The sequence below is a fragment of the Actinoplanes sp. DH11 genome (genome assembly GCF_020873875.1).
Lineage (GTDB): Bacteria > Actinomycetota > Actinomycetes > Mycobacteriales > Micromonosporaceae > Actinoplanes.
The window spans coordinates 312,381-329,739 of sequence record NZ_JAHWGU010000001.1 but is presented as its reverse complement, the minus strand read 5'-3'; the positions used below and the strand labels follow the sequence as shown (position 1 = coordinate 329,739).

At 69.0% G+C, this 17,359-nt stretch carries 15 protein-coding genes; 8 read left to right on the top strand and 7 right to left on the bottom strand.

The window, feature by feature from the left end:
* Nucleotides 1–52: 52 nt before the first annotated feature.
* The 5 genes from LPA41_RS01590 (at nt 53) to LPA41_RS01570 (ending at nt 7,888) form a co-directional block, all read left to right on the top strand.
* Nucleotides 53–3,658 (top strand): ATP-binding protein, encoded by a 3,606-nt coding sequence (locus LPA41_RS01590; RefSeq protein ID WP_255689021.1) that lies wholly within the window; start codon nt 53–55, stop codon nt 3,656–3,658.
* 1 nt (nt 3,659) lies between these two features.
* Entirely contained in the window at nt 3,660–5,621 is a 1,962-nt protein-coding gene (locus LPA41_RS01585; RefSeq protein WP_229067771.1) for an MFS transporter, read from the top strand.
* A gap of 61 nt (nt 5,622–5,682) precedes the next feature.
* The gene (locus LPA41_RS01580; RefSeq protein ID WP_229067770.1) at nt 5,683–6,174 is read left to right on the top strand and encodes a hypothetical protein; all 492 of its coding nucleotides are present in this window, start codon (nt 5,683–5,685) and stop codon (nt 6,172–6,174) included.
* Nucleotides 6,171–7,286, top strand: coding sequence for a M23 family metallopeptidase (locus LPA41_RS01575; RefSeq protein WP_229067769.1), 1,116 nt, complete (start codon nt 6,171–6,173; stop codon nt 7,284–7,286). The genes LPA41_RS01580 and LPA41_RS01575 overlap by 4 nt, the downstream gene beginning before the upstream one ends.
* Nucleotides 7,283–7,888: a hypothetical protein gene (locus LPA41_RS01570; RefSeq protein WP_229067768.1), complete on the top strand. Its 606-nt coding sequence runs from the start codon at nt 7,283–7,285 to the stop codon at nt 7,886–7,888. The genes LPA41_RS01575 and LPA41_RS01570 overlap by 4 nt, the downstream gene beginning before the upstream one ends.
* Nucleotide 7,889: 1 nt before the next feature.
* Here LPA41_RS01570 and LPA41_RS01565 read toward each other — a convergent pair whose 3' ends face one another.
* From LPA41_RS01565 to LPA41_RS01545, 5 genes are all read right to left on the bottom strand, one after another.
* On the bottom strand, nt 7,890–8,420 hold the full coding sequence (locus LPA41_RS01565; RefSeq protein WP_229067767.1) for a hypothetical protein: 531 nt from the start codon (nt 8,418–8,420) through the stop codon (nt 7,890–7,892).
* Nucleotides 8,421–8,549: 129 nt separating this feature from the next.
* The gene (locus LPA41_RS01560) at nt 8,550–8,834 is read right to left on the bottom strand and encodes a hypothetical protein (RefSeq protein WP_229067766.1); all 285 of its coding nucleotides are present in this window, start codon (nt 8,832–8,834) and stop codon (nt 8,550–8,552) included.
* A gap of 5 nt (nt 8,835–8,839) precedes the next feature.
* A complete protein-coding gene (locus LPA41_RS01555) occupies nt 8,840–9,838 on the bottom strand; it encodes a hypothetical protein (RefSeq protein WP_229067765.1) in 999 nt (332 codons plus the stop codon).
* Nucleotides 9,835–10,260, bottom strand: coding sequence for a hypothetical protein (locus LPA41_RS01550; RefSeq protein ID WP_229067764.1), 426 nt, complete (start codon nt 10,258–10,260; stop codon nt 9,835–9,837). Before LPA41_RS01550 ends, LPA41_RS01555 begins: the two co-directional genes overlap by 4 nt.
* The gene (locus tag LPA41_RS01545) at nt 10,257–10,577 is read right to left on the bottom strand and encodes a YbaB/EbfC family nucleoid-associated protein (protein ID WP_229067763.1); all 321 of its coding nucleotides are present in this window, start codon (nt 10,575–10,577) and stop codon (nt 10,257–10,259) included. The genes LPA41_RS01550 and LPA41_RS01545 overlap by 4 nt, the downstream gene beginning before the upstream one ends.
* Before the next feature lie 162 nt (nt 10,578–10,739).
* Here LPA41_RS01545 and LPA41_RS01540 point away from each other — a divergent pair, with 162 nt between their 5' ends.
* The 3 genes from LPA41_RS01540 to LPA41_RS01530 are packed head-to-tail and all read left to right on the top strand — an operon-like array spanning nt 10,740 to nt 14,305.
* Nucleotides 10,740–13,337, top strand: coding sequence for an FtsK/SpoIIIE domain-containing protein (locus tag LPA41_RS01540; protein ID WP_229067762.1), 2,598 nt, complete (start codon nt 10,740–10,742; stop codon nt 13,335–13,337).
* A 13-nt stretch (nt 13,338–13,350) separates the two neighbouring features.
* Entirely contained in the window at nt 13,351–14,025 is a 675-nt protein-coding gene (locus LPA41_RS01535; protein WP_229067761.1) for a hypothetical protein, read from the top strand.
* A gap of 19 nt (nt 14,026–14,044) precedes the next feature.
* The gene (locus LPA41_RS01530) at nt 14,045–14,305 is read left to right on the top strand and encodes a hypothetical protein (RefSeq protein WP_229067760.1); all 261 of its coding nucleotides are present in this window, start codon (nt 14,045–14,047) and stop codon (nt 14,303–14,305) included.
* A gap of 98 nt (nt 14,306–14,403) precedes the next feature.
* Here the strand turns inward: LPA41_RS01530 and folE are convergent, their stop codons facing one another.
* Together folE and ftsH are read right to left on the bottom strand one after the other, a co-directional pair.
* A complete protein-coding gene (gene folE / locus LPA41_RS01525) occupies nt 14,404–15,042 on the bottom strand; it encodes a GTP cyclohydrolase I FolE (RefSeq protein WP_229067759.1) in 639 nt (212 codons plus the stop codon).
* A 5-nt stretch (nt 15,043–15,047) separates the two neighbouring features.
* On the bottom strand, nt 15,048–17,063 hold the full coding sequence (gene ftsH / locus LPA41_RS01520) for an ATP-dependent zinc metalloprotease FtsH (protein WP_229067758.1): 2,016 nt from the start codon (nt 17,061–17,063) through the stop codon (nt 15,048–15,050).
* Nucleotides 17,064–17,359 lie beyond the last annotated feature (296 nt).

Genomic DNA, 17,359 nt, shown 5'->3' with positions numbered 1-17,359 from the left:
GTTGGATTGTCAGTGATCTACCGGCCACCGCTCGCACTGCCGGGGTTCGCGCATGACCGGAACCCCTCCGCACGGGCATCCCCGCGCGGACGCCTCGTCAGCGGACAGGCAGAGTAACGGTGTGCGTTCGGACAGCTACTCCTCGCCTGATTCGCTGGAAAACTCGGAAGAACTAGTCACCGCGCCGGGGCACGGCGGGGTGGGTGTCTTCCAGGCGCCGCAGCCGGTCCGCCCACGCGGCAACAACGCCGACACCACCATGGACATCGACTCCCCTTTCCTCGACCTGTTCGGGGGGACAGCCACTCCGGCGCGTGGCAGCAGTACCCGTCCGAGTGATGTTCATGCGAACCCGGTGGAAACCGGTCCGGACCGTGGCTTCGGGTTCAACGACCGGCGTACGTCTCCGGTTGCCCCGCCGGCACCGGTGACCCCGCCGGCCGCCCGCTCGGCACCGGCGCCCACCTCCGCACCGCCCGTGCCCATGCCGGGGCCGGCCGCACCCACCTCCGCGCCGCCCGCTGTCACGCCGCTTCCTGCCTCCGCGCCGCCGGCCGCCACGCCCGCTGCCGCCTCCGCGCCGCCGGTCGTGGAACCAACGATCGTGGACGCGCCGGTGATCGAGGAGTCGCCGGGGTGGGGCGGTGCGCCGTTCACCCGGGCACCGGTCGGACCCGAGCCCGACTACTTCGCCGAGCCTGAGCCGGTCGCGCAGCCCTTCCGGCCGGAGCAGGCGACACCCGTCGAACCGATGCCGGACGAGTTCGACTTCAGCGAGTTCGACAACTGGCCCACGCCCGGAGCAACCCCGGCCGCCGCCGCACCGGCCACCCCTTTCCCGGCCACCTCTTCCCCGGTCGCCGCGCCCACCGGCCCGTCACCGGCCGCCGCCCGGCCGCCCCTCGCGGAGCCGTCGTTGCCGGCCGCGCCGCTGTGGCAGAACGGCGCCTCCGCTCCGGCGCCGGCGGCGAGCGCGCTGCCCGTACCCGTGCCGGAGAAGGCCCCCGCCCGGCGCCCCGAGAAGGCGCCCGCGAAGCGTGACCGGCCGGCGAAACCGGTCAAGAAGCCGAAAGAGGCCAAGGCCGCCGCGCTGCGCCCGCAGAAGCTGAAGTTCAGCGACCGCGACCCGGCCATGGAGCTCGCGATCAGCGAGATCGCCGGCCACCTGACCTTCACACAGAGCACCGTGACGGCGTGGTACTTCCTGCCCGAGGTCCGCTGGGCGTTCCGGCCCGACGCGGAACGTGAGGCGCTGCTCAGCGCCATCTCCGAGCAGTACGCCGGCCTCGCCGGGTTCCGGCTTCACCTGCGCCGCACCACCCGGCCCTTCCCGGCCGACGAGTGGGCCCGCACGGTCGACTCGTTCACCGCCAAACCGCTGCCCGACGTGCACGGCGCCACCTCGTGGTCCGATCACCTGGTCGCGGCACAACGGCACCTCCTCTCGGTCAACCACGCCGAAGGACAGACGTACCTCGGGGTCACGTTCGCCCGCCGCTCCCTGGGCGACACCTTCTCCGAGCGCATCCTGCGGATGTTCGGCAAGGGCACGTCCGACGGGGAACGGCGCAAACTCGGCCGGACCGTCGAGCAGTTCGACGAGGTGCTCAACGCGTTCGGCATGCGCGGGCGCCGGGTCACGCCGCAGGAACTGGAGTGGCTGCTCTACCGGTCGGTCGCGCTCGGCATGGCGCCGCCCGGGTTGCTCTCCCCGGTCACCAACGGCCACTGGGAGACCGGCGACCTGCTCGCGCTCACCGAGCAGGTGGAGCGCTACCGGACGCCGTACGGTTCGACGGTCAAGCTGGTCAACCGGATGTCCGGCGAGGAACGGCACGTCGCCGTCCTCTCCGTCGGCCGGATGGAACCGCTGGAGATCCCGGAACGGCACGAGCCGTGGATGCACTTCCACGAGCGGCTGCCCTGGCCGATGGAGCTCTCCTCCCGGATCGACATCCTCGGGTCGAACAGCTCGTTCAAGAACCTCGAACACCGGCTCCGCATGATCCGCTCGCAGCAGCTGGACTACGCCGAGCACGGCATCGACGCACCGCCCGAGCTGGAACGGCTCGCCAAGCGGGCCCTGGTCATCGGTGACGAGATGACGACCGGCCTGCCCGTCGAGTCGGCTCGGGCACACGGCTGGCACCGGCTCGCGGTGAGCGGCGCCACCCGCGAGGAATGCCTGGAACGGGCCCGGCGGCTGATCCAGCTCTACTCCCGGGAACTGCGGATCTCGCTGCAGCACCCCAAGGGGCAGGACCAGTTGGCCCGCGAGTTCATCCCGGGCGAACCCATCGCCAACACCGGGTACGTCCGGCGCATGCCGGTCAAGCTGCTCGCGGCGGCCCTGCCGCAGGCCGCGTCCACGGTCGGTGACCGCCGGGGCGACCTGATCGGGCGAACCGCGGGGACCTGCCGGCGACCCGTCTTCCTCGACCTGCACTTCCCGATGGAGGTCCGGGAACGCTCCGGCCTCGGCGTCTTCGTGGCCGAACCCGGTGGTGGCAAGTCGACCCTGATGGGTGCGCTCGGCTACCTGAACGCCCGCCGCGGTGTCCAGGTCACCCTGCTCGACCCGTCCGGCCCGCTCGCCCGGCTCTGCCAGATGCCGGAACTGCGGCCCTACAGCCGGGTGCTCAACCTGACCGGTTCCGAGCAGGGGACGCTGGCGCCGTACGCGCTGATCCCGACCCCGATCCGGTCCGAGTTCCCGACCGGCCCCTCCGGCGACCGCGAGTTCGAGATCGCGGTCTCCAACGCGCGGGCCGAACGCCGGATGCTCGTGCAGGACATCTGCTCGATGCTGGTGCCGCCCCAGGTCGCCAAGGAGGCGTCCACCGCGACCCTGCTGCGGCACGCGGTCCGGCAGGTGCCGGCGGAGGAGACCTCGACCCTCGACGACGTCGTGCGCACCTTGCAGGCCCTCGACGACGACGAGGGCAAAGAACTCGCGAACCTGCTCCTCGACACCGCCGAGATGCCGCTCGCGCTGCTCTTCTTCGGCCACCCGCCACCCCACCTGCTCGGCGCCGACGCGGCCCTCACCGTGATCACCATGGCCGGCCTGCGACTCCCCGACCTGAAGATCGAACGGGAGTACTGGTCCGCCGAGGAGTCCCTCGCGCTGCCGATGCTGCACACCGCACACCGGCTCGCGGTCCGCCGCTGCTACGGCGGCTCGATGTCGTCACGCAAAATGGTCGGCCTCGACGAGGCCCACTTCATGGAAGGCTGGCGCTCCGGCCGCTCCTTCCTGGTCCGGCTCGCCCGCGACTCCCGCAAATGGAACCTCGCCGCCCTCGTCGCCTCCCAGAACCCGCGCGACATCCTCGGGCTCGACGTCCAGAACCTCGTCTCCACCGTCTTCGTCGGCCGCATCGCCGAAGACCAGGAGATCGCCTCCGAAGCACTGCGCCTCCTGCGGGTGCCGGTCCACGACGGGTACGAGGCAACGCTCGCCTCCCTCTCCCAGGTGGACACCTCGTCCCAGAACCGTCTCGGCTTCCGCGAATTCGTGATGCGCGACGTGGACGGGCGGGTCCAAAAGGTCCGAGTCGACGTGTCCTACGTCGAAGGCCTGCTTGAACATCTGGATACGACACCGGGTTCGGCGCCGACACCTGTGGTTCCGCTCCCGTCCGACCTGGAGGTTTGAGATGGTGCGGCGGGGCTTGGCGCTGGTAACGGCCATGATTGTCGTCGCGGTGGCATCAATAGCGTGGGCCGTGGCCGCGCCGCAGGGGGCGTTGGCCGCGCCGGCAAAGGCGCCAGGCGGAGCCTGCAGCACTGAGGAGTGGCAGAACAACTTCTCAGCGTGTGTGAACCGTTTGACTGAAGTAACCTCCGATCGCGCACAGTGCCTCCTACCTCCTACACCGAGCACGCCGGACTCTGGGGTAGCAGGCTGGTTTACGGAACGACCTGAATCGTCCAACGAGTCCGGACCGCAGGGAATCTACAGCCGATACGGATATGCCGGTTACAACTATACAACTTACGACTTGGAAAGTGGCTGCGCTTCAACTTTGATAGACCCTGAATTCAAAGTTGAAACGACTATTGCGAATGGCGAGTTCATGATCGCCACGGCCATCATCGGCGCCTCCAACGCGCTACGGGAGCGCGCTTGGAGTCCTGAGACTCTGTGGGGCTGGGCCGATAATCTCGTCGAGCAAGCCACAACCGCCGTTTACGAGAAGGTCTTCACAGTATTCGGCGTCATCACACTTGCCATCATTGGAATTTATCTCATCTGGCGGTCACAGCAAGCAGATATGGGCGCCGCGACCACTACCGTGGGCTGGGCACTGCTTGTGATGGTTGGCGTCACAGCGATCGCCGCGTGGCCAGTAAAATCTGCCAATATCGCGGACCAGACTCTAGTAACAAGCCTAAGCGCTGTCCACAACGCGGTAGGCCCACGGGCCAGCGATATTCCAGCTGAGCAGTGCCCTGACCCCACGCCCGGCGCCTGCGACGACAATAGGCCGCCTGCGGTTAGAGCAAGTGACACCGCCACCGAAACGATGCTCTATCGGAACTGGCTACGAGGGCTTCTAGGTTCGGCCGACAGCACAACTGCTCAGCGATACGGCCGCGCCCTTTACGACGCTCGATCCCTAACCTGGGACGAGGTTGAGAGGATCCGTCAGAGCCCAGAGACTCGCGAAGGCACCCTTAACCGCAAGAAGGCGCAATGGGAGCGTGTCGCCGAGCAGATCAAGACGGAAGATCCCGAGGCGTATGAGTACCTGCAGGGAATCAACGGCATGGACCGAATCGGCGCAGGCTTCATCGCCGTCCTAGCCTCCGTGATGTTCGCCATGTTTGATCTAACAGCGTCCCTGCTCGTGCTGCTGGGATTCTTGATTTTCCGGTGGGCGGTCATCGCTGCGCCCATCTTGGGCACCGTAGGATTGCTGCGGCCTGCTAGTGCGGGAATCCGACGACTAGGGAATGCCGTAGTAGCAGCAGTTTTCAACATTGCCATCTTCGGAACCGGTGCAGCGATCTATTTGTTCGCCGTTGACCTAATCATGAACACTGCGAGCCTTCCCGGTTGGCTGCAGGTGGTACTTGTGTGGCTGTGCGGCGTAGTCGGATGGCTTTTACTCAGGCCCTATCGGCGCATCACTCAACTTGGCGGTAAGGACAGCGCCGGCGCTATCGCTTCAGCTGGATCGTGGCACCGTCGCTTCTTCCGCGACGTGCGGGAGGCAGCCAAGCTTGAGGTCGCCGAAGGCGGCGGAACTCGCGAGCCGACTATGGGTAAGGATGGTCGGCTTCTCTATGTCGAGCAGCGGAACATGCGCCCGGAGGCTCGGCTTGAGGATCCGGCGCACTCGGCCGCGACTCGGAGTGAGACTGTCGGCAGCAGTACCGTGACCAGCACCGCCGTTGCGACGCGCCCCGATGGCAATGAGAGCGTGCGTGACGACAATGTCGCGGACAAGTCGACGCCGAAGAACTCGCCCGCCCCTACCCGCGCTCGCGGCAACTCGGACTGGACCGAGCCGGAGGTTGCGGAGCGGCCCACGTCGTACGCCATCTACCGGCCGGAGACGGGTTCGACGACTCAGGAGCCGGCTACGCCGCGGATACGTTCCGAGGCTCGGTGAGAGCGGTATGGCCGGCCTGATCGAACGCTCCCTCACCGGGATCTTCCGGTCCCGATGGGGGGTGGCAATTGTGCTTCTCGCCGTCGTCCTCGCGGTGGTAGGCATCGGGCGTCTCTTCTCCGACGGGGACAATCCCTCGGCTTCGCTGAGCGGCGGCAGTCCCGCGCCCGCCATCAGCGCCGACCCGGCCGAGGACGACAGCGTGGTCTCCACCGAGCCGCCGCCGACGCCGAGGACCAGTCCCGGGCGGGCACAGCCGGAACAGGTGGCCTACGCGTTCGCCTCGGCCTGGGTGGATCACGAGTCGGTCGGTGCCAAGAAGTGGCGCGACCGCCTCCTCCCGAACTCCACCAAGGATCTCTCGAATCAACTTCGCGGCGTGGATCCGGCCGGGGTGCCGGCCGAGCGGGTGATCGGCCGGCCCAGCCTGGTAGCGGTCAACGAGACGATGGTGAACGCGACAGTGACCATGGACTCCGGCAAGCTGAGCCTGCGGCTCGTCGCACCGGAGGGGTACTGGCTTGTCGACGGCATCGACTGGGAGCCGGCGTGAGAGTTCCGCGACCGCGCAAGATAGTCCTGCTGATCTCCCTGGTCGTGACGCTCACCCTGCTCTGCTGCGGCGGAAGCGTGACTGTTCTCCTGCTCGGTGGGAGCGGCGACGACCAGCCGAGCAACCTGAACGCCGCCATCGGCTGTGGACGGGGCGGCCCCGTGGATCCCGACTCGAAGTTGCCGCGGATCCGGCCGTACGGTGCCAACCAGATCCGCAACGCGGCGACCATCATCAACGTGGGCGCTGATCTGCAGATGCCACCACGGGCCTGGGTCATCGCGGTGGCCACCGCGATGCAGGAGTCGCGGCTCGTCAACCTCGGCCACCTCGGCGCCCGCAACGACCACGACTCGCAAGGCCTCTTCCAGCAGCGGCCCAGCTCCGGTTGGGGCACGCCGCAGCAGGTACGCGACCCGGTCTACTCCAGCACCAAGTTCTACAACAAGCTGAAGACGGTCGAAGGCTGGGAGACCATGTCGCTGACCCGGGCGGCCCAGGCCGTGCAGATCAGTGCTTACCCGGATGCCTACGCCAAGCACGAACCGCTCGCCACCCAGATTGTGAACCTGCTCGCCGACGGTGCGGCTGCCGCGGCCGGCAGCTCGGTGACCATGGTGTGCGCGGCCAACGGCCAGATCGCCGCCTCCGGCTGGACGGTGCCGTTGCGTGCCGGTGTGGGCTCCGGATTCCGTACCCCTGAGCGCCCGAATCATTACGGCGTGGACATCAGCGTCGACAAGTACCTGCCGATCGCCGCGGCGGCGAGCGGCATCGTATCGATGGTCAAGTGCGACGAGGACTTCAGGGGCCGCAAGAGCTGCAATGTGGACGGCTACCCCGGCAAGGGCGGCTGTGGCTGGATGGTCGAGATCCTGCACGCGGGCAACGTCATGACGCGTTACTGTCACCTGGTGCAGCGGCCCTTCGTGCGAGAGAACCAGCAGGTCGCGGCCGGTGACATCATCGGCCGGGTGGGTTCGAGCGGCAACTCCTCCGGACCGCACCTCCACTTCGAGGTGCATCTCAACAACGACCGGTCGAGCGCCGGCGCCATCGACCCGGTGCGGTTCATGCGCGAGCAGGGGGCACCGCTGGGCGGTGAGGGATGAGCGGCGGCACGTTCCCGGACCCCTTCGCGATGAACTCGGGATGGGCCCTGGAAGCGCCCCGCCCGGTGATACCCACGCCCGCGACCATGGGCGGCACCCTGCGCGGCCGGCGGGTGGTCATCGGGTCGCCGGGACTCGGCTGGCGGGGTGACCTGCGCGCCGACGAGAAGGTGGTGCAGGGCAGCCGCACCTACGTCCCGGTGATGACCGAGTCGGAGTGGTATCGGGCCGAGGCCGAGCAGACCGAGGTCTTCGCCGCCCTGGTCCCGGTCGACCGGGTCTGGGTGGAGGAACTGGGGGTGGCCGGCACGACGCCGTCCAGCCGTCCCGCCGAGGCGCAACTCGTATCGCTCGACGAACCGCCCCGGCGGGCACCGGTCGTCGCCAGTGAGGCAGACTTCCTCGCCGGTCGTCGCGTCGCGCGCCTTCTTGAGGACGGTGGCGAACAGCGCGATCTTCGGGCGGTCACCGAGCTCTACACCAGCGAGAACGGCGAGGTCTGTGCTCGGGTTGCTGAGGAGCTGGACTGGTACCGATGGGGCTGGGACGGACGAACCCCCAGGACCTTAGAGGTTCCGGCACATCTTCTCTGGATCGAATAAGTCACGAGACCTTGGTTGCTCCGCAGACTCTCCAGCCGTCACTGTCAACAAGCCGAAGCTCCCAATAGTGCTCACTGTTGCTCACCGGTTGATTGTTGACCATTCCATCCACGGTTAGCGTCACTCGTGCTGCCTTGGATCCATCGCCGGGGTCATCGATCACCAGGTCTCTCCACCCGACGGCCACAGAACCGCCGGTTGCAGACTCCCTATCAACAAGTTCGCGCCTGAATTCTTCTATCGCTTCTAATGATCTTCCTGAAGAGCAGACATAGAGATTCGCATCCTCGTCGTTCCGGTCTACGAAATAGGCACCGAGGAAGTTGTCTACAACCGCTGCTGGTTCAGTCCTCTCAACTTTGGTGGCGTCGTCGTACAGGATGAAGAAGATGCCTGCCCCGCCCAAGCACAACAACCCCATAATCCCCCCCGCGAGCGCCAGAAACAGCCGCGCCCGCCGGCTCCGGAAGCGACCGCTCCTGAGCCCGCCAACCCCACCCGATCCCGGCCGACTCCCGTCCGACGCCACCACGACCCCGCCTCCCAGAACCCTCGACCGAACCAGAACCCTCGACCGAACCAGCACCCTCGATCGAACCAGCATCCTCGATCGAACCAACACCCTTGACCGAACCAGCACCTCGACCGAACACCCGCGACACTAATCGACTTCCAGGACGTGGAAGTCCACCCCGAACCCCCAGTGCCGCTGGATCTCCACAATGGCCGCCTTCACCACGGTCAGGTCACCTGCCGAGATCGACGACGAGTCGTCCCAGGTGGGTGACGGCGGCAGGTAGAACCCGTACGCGTGCAGCCCCCGATCCACCGGCACGTGCATGACGTGTCCCTCGTATTCGACCCGCATGGTCTCCCGGTCGACGGTCCGCAGCAGCACACCGGTGTCGGTGCGCGCCGCCTGGCTCCGTATGTCGTGTACCGCCATCAATCTCACCCCCCGGTCGGGTCGATCGTCGTGAGCCGGGTCGTCGCCGGGTTCTCGAACAGAGCCCGCCGTTCGACCGCGTTCCAGATGCCGTCGGCCCGCGGGTTGTGCGCCCAGGCCGTCACCTCTCCGGCGGCGCTGGCGGCGTACCGTTCGGAGAGCCGGCTCCAGATGTCCCGGGCGTGTGTCTGCCGTACGGGTGATCCGTCCTCGAAGAGCCGCATCCCGTCGAAGGCCGCCCCACCCGGTGTCTTCTCCAGTGTCACCGACGTGATGCCGTCCGTGTACTTCTCCGCGTATACCCGCATCGGCGTCCCGTCACCGGCCCGCCCGGAGTAGAAGTTGGCGCCGTTGACGGGGCTGCGGACGTCGGCGCGTTCGACGTCGCGCATCAGCCGATGGAATTCGGAGTTCTGCCCGAAATGCCGGGCCAGTTGGCCGGCGTTGTGTGCGAGCGCGGCGGTGCCGGCGTTCTGCAGCAGGTCCGCCGCACGGGTGAACATCTGCGCGATCTCACCCTCCACCATCTGCAGTGATCGGTGGATGATCTCGCGGCAGGCGAGCCGGGTGGCGGCGACGAAGACGGGGATCTCGGCGAGGGTCGCTCCGGCGGTCACGAACGCGGTCGCCACGGCTTGTCCGACCTGGAACGACAGGATCGTGAGCTGGGCGATCCAGGCGGTCTTCAGGGCGACGGTGACGCCGGCCATGGCGATCAGACCGGCGCCGATCAGCTCGACCGCGGTGGCCGCGTCGGTGAGGCGCCGGCCGGGCCCGTCGGCGCCGTTCCACCATTGTTCGAAGGCTTCGACGGAGGCGCCCTCGTTCTCCATCCACACCCGGCGGGCGGCCGTGTCGGCATCGGCGAGGTGCAGGCGCAGCCGGGCGCCGTGGTCGATCCAGGCCCGCCCGGCGGCTTCGAGCTGGTCCTCGTCGCTCTGCGGCCAGGTGAGGCCGACCCAGCCGAGCGGCTCGGTGAGCTCGACGGGCAGCTTGATGGTCATGTCCCGGCCCCGAACCCGTCAGGAGGCGCGGCGGAAAGCGAGGCAGGCGCGGCAGAAGGCGCAGCAGACTCGGCGGAAAGCGGGGCCGGCGCCGCACCGAACGGCAGGGCAGGCGCCGATCGCAGGGACGCGGCGGCCTCCGCGTCGGCGGACTCCACCGCGCGGGCCTGCAGGGTCAGGCTCAGCGCCGCGTCACCCATCTGCTGGACGTACGACCCGAGCGCACCGAGTGCATGCCCGAGGACGGCCTGGTAGGCGACGGCGAACGCGCTCCCGCTCTCGTCGTCCCCCCACGGGTTCCCGGGTCCGGCCACCGTGGACTCGAGTTCGGCGACGTCCGCGGCCATCCGCTGCGCGACCCCGGCCAGGGTGCTTCCGGCTGCGGCGATTGCCGCCGGATCGAGATGCAGTCGTACGCTCACCACGGCCGTCCCGCCTTCCGAGTGATGTCGTACAGCGCCGTGGACAGTTCGGCGAACCGCCGCTCGGCCGTCGCCGACGCGTCCGCGACCTCCTGGGCGAAGTCCTCACTCGCCTGCCGGGCGAACTCCTCGCCGGTCGACGAGAGACCGTCCTGCGCGTCGCGGAAGGCCGCGACCAGCCCGTCCCGCAGTTGTTCCGTGTGCAGCGAGGTCACCCGGGGGTCGAGCACCAGGTCCCACAGCCGGCCGTCACCGCCGAGCTCGACCCGGATCCAGCCGCCGGCCGACTCACCCGTCACGACGTAGTTGCCGTCCACGCCCGCCTCCGTAGGGAACGAGGAGTTTCCTGTGCAGGCGAATACCGCTGGAACACGCTTCGAGTTCAACCGGACACGTTCCGCACCCGGCACGAAACCGCATCCGGGGACGCAACGCGGCAGCCGGACGGCTCTGGGATAGGTTTTATCCGCGGACAGGAGGTGGTGGCAGTGGCGGATTCAGCTCTGCGGGTCCGGCAGGCCGCTGCTCTGCACCGGCAGGCAGTGGCGACGGTGGACGCTGCCGCTGCCGCGCTGGAGGCGTACGCCCCTGCCGACGCGGACCCTCGTGAGCAGCACCGGATCGCCGGGCGGCTGTGTGCAGTGGCGGACCGGCTGGTGCCGGGCTGGCTCGGCGCGACGCTGGGCCCGATGACTCCGATGTCGCCGCTGGGTGGCGGCACGACACCGCAGTTCGTCCGGGTCGGGATCGCTCAGCCGCTCGACGACGTCCGTTTCCCGGCCGTGGTGCCGCTGCTCGGCGCCGGCCACCTGACCGTCGACGGGACCGCCACCGACCCGCGCGTGTTCGGCCTGCTGCGGTCGCTGCTGGTGCGTCTGCTGGCCGCCGCGCCGGCGGGTTCGCTGCTGGTGCGCGCGGTGGACGGTGTGGGCGGCGGTTCGGTTTTCGCCCCGTTCGAGGAGCTCGCCGACGCCGGGCTGATGGCGCCGACGGCCACCGACCGCCAGGGGCTGCGGGATGTGCTGTCCGAGGCGGAGAAATGGCTGCGCCCGGTTCGGGGCAGCGGCACGCGGCGGTCCCGGCGGGACCGGATGCTGCTCGTGGTGATCGCCGGCCTGCCCGAGATGACCGAGGGCGAGGAGTTGCGGCGGATCGCCGCGCTGGCGCAGCAGGGCCCGGACTCGGGCCTGCACCTGATTGTGGCGGGTTGGCCGCCGGCACCGCTGACCACCGAGTCCACGCAGGCCCCGCTGCCGCGGACCACCCCGATCTCGGTGCGCAACCCGTTCGCCATCATCGGCGACCCGCCGGGTGGCTCGTTCGGTTCGGTCCCCGAGGCGCTGTGGCTGAACTCGCCGGTCTTCCTGGACGAGGAGCCGCCGCCGCGCCTGGTCGACGCGGTCTGCCAGGAGTTGGCCGCGGATTCCGCCGAGGCGTCCCGGGTGACGTTCGCCGACCTGCTGCCGGAGCCCGCCGAGGAGCTGTGGGGCGCTGACGCCGCGGCAGGTGTGGAGACCGTGGTGGGTCATCACGGTGACGTGCCGCTGGTGCTGCGCTTCAACGACCTGACTCCGCACTGGATGGTTGGCGGGCGGTCCGGCGCCGGCAAGACGGCTTTCCTGATCAATGTGCTGTACGGGCTGGGCGCCCGCTACAGCCCCGACGAGCTCGCGCTCTATCTGCTGGACTTCAAGGAGGGCGTCTCCTTCACCGAGTTCGTGCCGACGCAGCGGGACCGCACCTGGCTGCCGCACGCGCGGGCGGTGGGTGTCGAGTCCGACCGGGAGTACGGTCTGGCGGTTCTGCGCGAGCTGGACGCCGAGATGAGCCGGCGCTCCCTGGCGTACAAGCGGGCCGGTGTCTCCCGTTTCACGGACCTGCGCGCGGTCGCGGCCGAGGAGGGCCGGGGCCGGTCGCTGCCACGGGTGCTGTGCGTGATCGACGAGTTCCAGGTGCTGCTGGCCGGCAACGACCCGACGGCGGCCGAGGCGGTGTCGCTGCTGGAGTCGCTGGCTCGCAAGGGCAGGTCGTACGGGATTCACCTGGTCCTGGCCAGCCAGACCGTGCTCGGCGTGGAAGCGCTCTACGCCAAGCGGGACTCGATCTTCGGTCAGTTCCCGGTGCGGATCGCGTTGCCGGGCGGCGGTGACGTGCTCGAGCCGACGAACGACTCGGCGGCGGGCCTGCCCCTGGGCAGCGCGGTGGTGAACACGGCCGGCGGGCTGGGCGGCCCGCGGGGCGCGACCCGCGGCCACGAGCGAGTGGTCCGGTTCCCCGATCCGCACGCCGATCAGGAGCTGCTGGGCGACCTGCGGCACCGGCTGTGGGGCGCTCGAGACTCCGAGGCGCAGCCTCCGAAGGTCTTCGCCGGGTACGCGCATCAACACCTCGCCGACGACCCGACGTACCGCGCGGCGCTGGCCGGCCGGTCCGCCCGCCCGGCGGCGCTGCTCGGCCGGGTCATCGACGTGAACCTGTCCACGGCGGCCTTCCCGCTGGATTCCTCGCCCGGCCGGCATCTGGCGATCCTGGGTTCGCACACCGGCGGCGCCGAGGTCCTGGACGCGGCGGCCCGCAGTGTGGCGGCTTCGCACGCGACGCGTACCGCCCGGTTCGTGATCGCCTCGCTGGTGGCCGAGGGCGACGCCCTCGCGGCCGCGCTGGCCGACGAGATCAGCCTCCGTCAGGAGGTGGTGGTGGTCGACGCCGCCGGCCTCGCCACCGAGCTGAGCGCCGACGTCCCCGGTTACCGGGTGGTGTTCGGGATGGACGCGGCGCCGCCGGGCACGCTCAGCGGGCTGCGGCAGCTGCTGCGGGAGGGTCCGAGTCGCGGCGCGCACCTGCTCTCCTGGTGGCGCGGTGTGCGCCGGTTCGGCGAGGAGACCGGTGGCAGCATGGGCCGGGAGGACGTGGCCGGCCTGCTCTTCCTGAACGTGCCGCAGACCGAGGTGACGCTGATGCTGGGCCGCCCGGTGGACTGGCATCCGCGCACCAACCGTGCGTTGCTGCACGACCGGCACACCGACCGCACGGTGACAGTGGTCCCGTTCGCCGATCAGGAGAGTGAAGTCCTGTGACGAGGGCAGAGCCGTGACCGAGCAGGCCGAGCAACGCGGTGTGGTGCCGGCACAGGCCATGCCGTCGCCGGACCCGTGGGCGGACTACCTGGCGGCCGCCCGGGAGCTGGACGCGGTGCGCCGGGCCGCGAGTTCGATGGCCGGCGAGCATGCCGAGACGGTGACGCTGGCCCGGCAGGAGCTGTCCTCGGTGCGGGCCCGGCTGGCACCGCAGCGAGCCCGGCTGGGACGCGATTACGGCGTACCGGAACTGGATCTGACACCGCAACCCGAGGACCAGTCCGTGGCGATGGCGAAGGTGGCCGGCGGACCGGCCGCGGTGCTCGCCGCGCTGCGCGAGGCCCGCGCCACCGCGGACGCCGCGGACCACGCCTTCATCGGCCCGGCACCGCTGGGCCCGCACCGGCCGTGGGCCCGCAACCTGATGATCTACGGCCCGTTCGCGGCGGTGGTGCTGCTGGTCCAGGTGATCCTGTTCCTGCTGGTCGGCTCCCCGCCGGACTACGCCCTGGTGTGCGGGCTGAGCATGCCGCTGCTGGCGTTCGGGCTGGGCTGGGCGACGCTCGGCTTCGTCTACGGCGACGAGGGCACGCCGGTGGACCGCACACCGGTGCTCGGCGTCATCGTCTGCCTCGTCCCCGTGTTGCTGACATGCGCGGGCCAGGGCTTGCAGGCCCTGTTCAACTGAACCCCGGCGAGAGGAAGTCATGGCGAGCGTCGAAGAGGTAAAGGTCAGCGTCGCCGCGTCGGTGGACGGCGCCCAGCGTGCCGTCGCCGGCATCCAGCAGGTGTCGGGTCAGCTCGATCAGGCGCTGGCACTGCTGCGGCTGACCGCGATGGGATCGTTCCACCCGGCCGCCGCCACCGCGATCGCGAACTTGGAGCAGGCCCGCAGCCGGCTCGACGAGGCAACCGCGCTGACCATGGCCGCGATGGACTCGGCGAACACGTTCCGCAGCCTGATCTGACGCGGCCTGATCCTGACGGCCTGATCTGACGCGGCTTGACCTGACGCGGCCTGATCTCAGGCCGGCGCGATTCAGCGCCAGCCTGATCTGTCTGACGCCTACCTGGCGTTTATCAGCGCCATCGCTTCGGCGCGGACCTTGCCGTCGGTCTGGAACGCGCCGCGCACCGCCGAGGTGACCGTGCGGGCGCCCACCTTGCGGATGCCGCGCATCTCCATGCAGAGGTGCTCGCACTCGAGGACCACGATGGCGCCGCGCGCACCGAGCCGTTCCATCAGCAGGTCGGCGATCTGTGAGGTGAGCCGTTCCTGCACCTGGGGGCGGCGGGCGAAGACCTCGACCAGCCGCGCCAGTTTAGACAGACCGGTGATCCGCCCGTCGGTGCCGGGGATGTAGCCGATGTGTGCCACGCCCTTGAACGGCAGCAGGTGGTGCTCGCACATGCTCTGCACCTCGATGTCGCGGACCAGCACGAGTTCCTCGTGGTCCGCCTCGAAGGTGGTGGTGAGCACGGTGGCCGGGTCGACCCGGAGACCGGCGAAGAGCTCCGCGTAGGCGCGCGCGACGCGGGCCGGGGTCCGCACCAGCCCGTCGCGGTCCGGGTCCTCACCGATCGCGATGAGGATCTCCCGGATGGCTTTCTCGATCCGCCCGAGGTCGACGGCCTGCTCGACCGGGGTTCCGGTGAGCTTGCCGTCGACCAGGCGGGCGGCGAGGTAATCCAGTTCGTCGTGCAACTTGATCAGTTGCTGCCTTCCGCACCGTTCGCGTGGGGGCCCGGCCCGACCGCGATCTGACCGTCCGCCTCGGCCTGCGCCTTCAGCTTCTCCCGCTCGGCGGGGGTGAGCACGGGCGGAGCCTCGGAGGGCAGCCGCTTGCCGAACCCGTTGAAGGGCGACATCGGCGGGCGCTTCTGCACCCGGGCGCAGATCCGGTTCATGTCGTCCTGAGTGATGGTCTCCTTCTCCATCAGCTCGAGGACCATGTTGTCCAGCACGTCGCGGTACTCGACGAGGATTTCCCACGCCTCGTCGTGCGCCAGCTCGATGAGCGCGCGCACCTCGCCGTCGATGTCGGCGGCGACCGCGTCCGAGTAGGCCTTCTCGTGGCCCATGCTGCGACCCATGAACGGCTCGTCACCGCTGCTGCCGTACTTCACGGCGCCCAGCTTGGAGCTCATGCCGTACTGCGTGACCATGGCCTTGGCCAGGCCGGTCGCCTTCTCGATGTCGTTGCCGGCGCCGGTGGTGGGCTCGTGGAAGACGAGCTCCTCGGCGGCCCGGCCACCCAGCGCGTACGCCAGGGTGTCGATCATCTCGGCCCGGGTCTGCGTGTACTTGTCCTCGGTCGGCAGGACCAGCGTGTGCCCGAGCGAACGGCCACGCGGCAGGATCGTCACCTTGTGCACCGGGGCGGAGTGCGGCAGCGCGTACGCCACCAGCGCGTGACCGCCCTCGTGGTACGCGGTGATCTTCTTTTCCTTGTCGCTCATCGCCCGGGTCCGGCGCTCCGGGCCGGCGATGACGCGGTCGATCGCCTCTTCGAGGTACTCGTTGGAGATCGCCCGCTTCTCGTTCCGGGCGGTCAGCAGCGCGGCCTCGTTGATCACATTGGCCAGGTCGGCACCGGAGAAACCGGGCGTGCGGCGGGCCACCGAGTCGAGGTCGACGTCGGGCGTGAACGGCTTGCCCTTGGCGTGCACCCGCAGGATGGCCTTGCGACCCTCCATGTCCGGGTTGTCCACCGGGATCTGCCGGTCGAAGCGGCCCGGGCGCAGCAGCGCCGGGTCGAGGATGTCGGGCCGGTTGGTGGCCGCGATCAGGATGACGCCGCCCTTGGTGTCGAAACCGTCCATCTCGACGAGCAGCTGGTTGAGCGTCTGCTCCCGCTCGTCGTGGCCGCCGCCCATGCCGGCGCCACGGTGCCGGCCGACCGCGTCGATCTCGTCGACGAAGACGATCGCCGGAGCGTTCGACTTGGCCTGCTCGAAGAGGTCACGGACGCGGCTCGCACCGACACCCACGAACATCTCGACGAAGTCCGAACCGGAGATCGAGTAGAACGGCACGCCGGCCTCACCGGCCACGGCGCGGGCCAGCAGCGTCTTACCGGTACCGGGGGAGCCGAAGAGCAGCACGCCCTTCGGGATCTTGGCACCGAGAGCCTGGTACTTCGCCGGGTTCTGCAGGAAGTCCTTGATCTCGTGGAGCTCCTGGACCGCCTCGTCGGCGCCCGCCACGTCGGCGAACGTCGTCTTCGGCGTGTCCTTGGTGATCATCTTCGCTTTGGACTTGCCGAAGTTGAGCACCCGCGAGCCGCCACCCTGCATCTGCGACATGAAGAGCAGCAGCAGGATCACGAGGATCGCGATCGGGAGCAGGTTGATCAACAGGCTCAGCAGGATGTTGTCACCGGAGACCGTGGCATTGACCGTCCCGGAGATGCGTCCCGCGGCCTTCGCCTGCTGGACGTCCTCCCAGATCTCCCTCGTGACCTCGTACGGGTACTGAGTCTCGATCTTGTCGGTGTTCTTGCCGTCGATCCGTTCGGACTGGGCGAGGTCGATCTGGAGCGTCTGCTCCTTGTCCTTCTGGACGACCTTCTTGATATTGCCCTGGTTCAGCCGCTCAAGGGCGACCGACGTGTCCACCCGCTGGTAGCTGGGACCACTGGTGAAGAAAGAGCTCAGCGCGACTACGCCGATGATCACCAGAATGATCCAGACCACCGGGCGGCGGAAGAAACGCGTACGTTCCATACTGTTGTCGGGCGCCAAGCGCCCGGACCCTCCTGATCGGCCGTCCTGGTCACCTCAACGTCGCCGCCCACCGGCGGCCGCCGATGTCCGATACCCCACCGCGTGGCGGTGAATCGGCCTCGGCCCCTCCGGCGTTCGTGACGCGACGCCATCGGTCACTCGACCGTACACCGTGGGTGCCGCCCACGAACCCGTGAGCCGGTAGGGGCAACACCCTCTACCCGCTGATGAGTACGGGCGGTCTCGGTGCAAAACCGCCCATAACGGCGCTTACTGTGAACCCGCTGAGAAAGCGG

Bases quoted from the DNA above. Each gene is read 5' to 3' on its own strand.
- LPA41_RS01590 (WP_255689021.1), top strand. From the start codon at position 53: ATGACCGGAACCCCTCCGCACGGGCATCCCCGCGCGGACGCCTCGTCA.
- LPA41_RS01585 (WP_229067771.1), top strand. From the start codon at position 3,660: ATGGTGCGGCGGGGCTTGGCGCTGGTAACGGCCATGATTGTCGTCGCG.
- LPA41_RS01570 (WP_229067768.1), top strand. From the start codon at position 7,283: ATGAGCGGCGGCACGTTCCCGGACCCCTTCGCGATGAACTCGGGATGG.
- LPA41_RS01560 (WP_229067766.1), bottom strand. From the start codon at position 8,834: ATGGCGGTACACGACATACGGAGCCAGGCGGCGCGCACCGACACCGGT.
- LPA41_RS01555 (WP_229067765.1), bottom strand. From the start codon at position 9,838: ATGACCATCAAGCTGCCCGTCGAGCTCACCGAGCCGCTCGGCTGGGTC.
- LPA41_RS01530 (WP_229067760.1), top strand. From the start codon at position 14,045: ATGGCGAGCGTCGAAGAGGTAAAGGTCAGCGTCGCCGCGTCGGTGGAC.
- ftsH (WP_229067758.1), bottom strand. From the start codon at position 17,063: ATGGAACGTACGCGTTTCTTCCGCCGCCCGGTGGTCTGGATCATTCTG.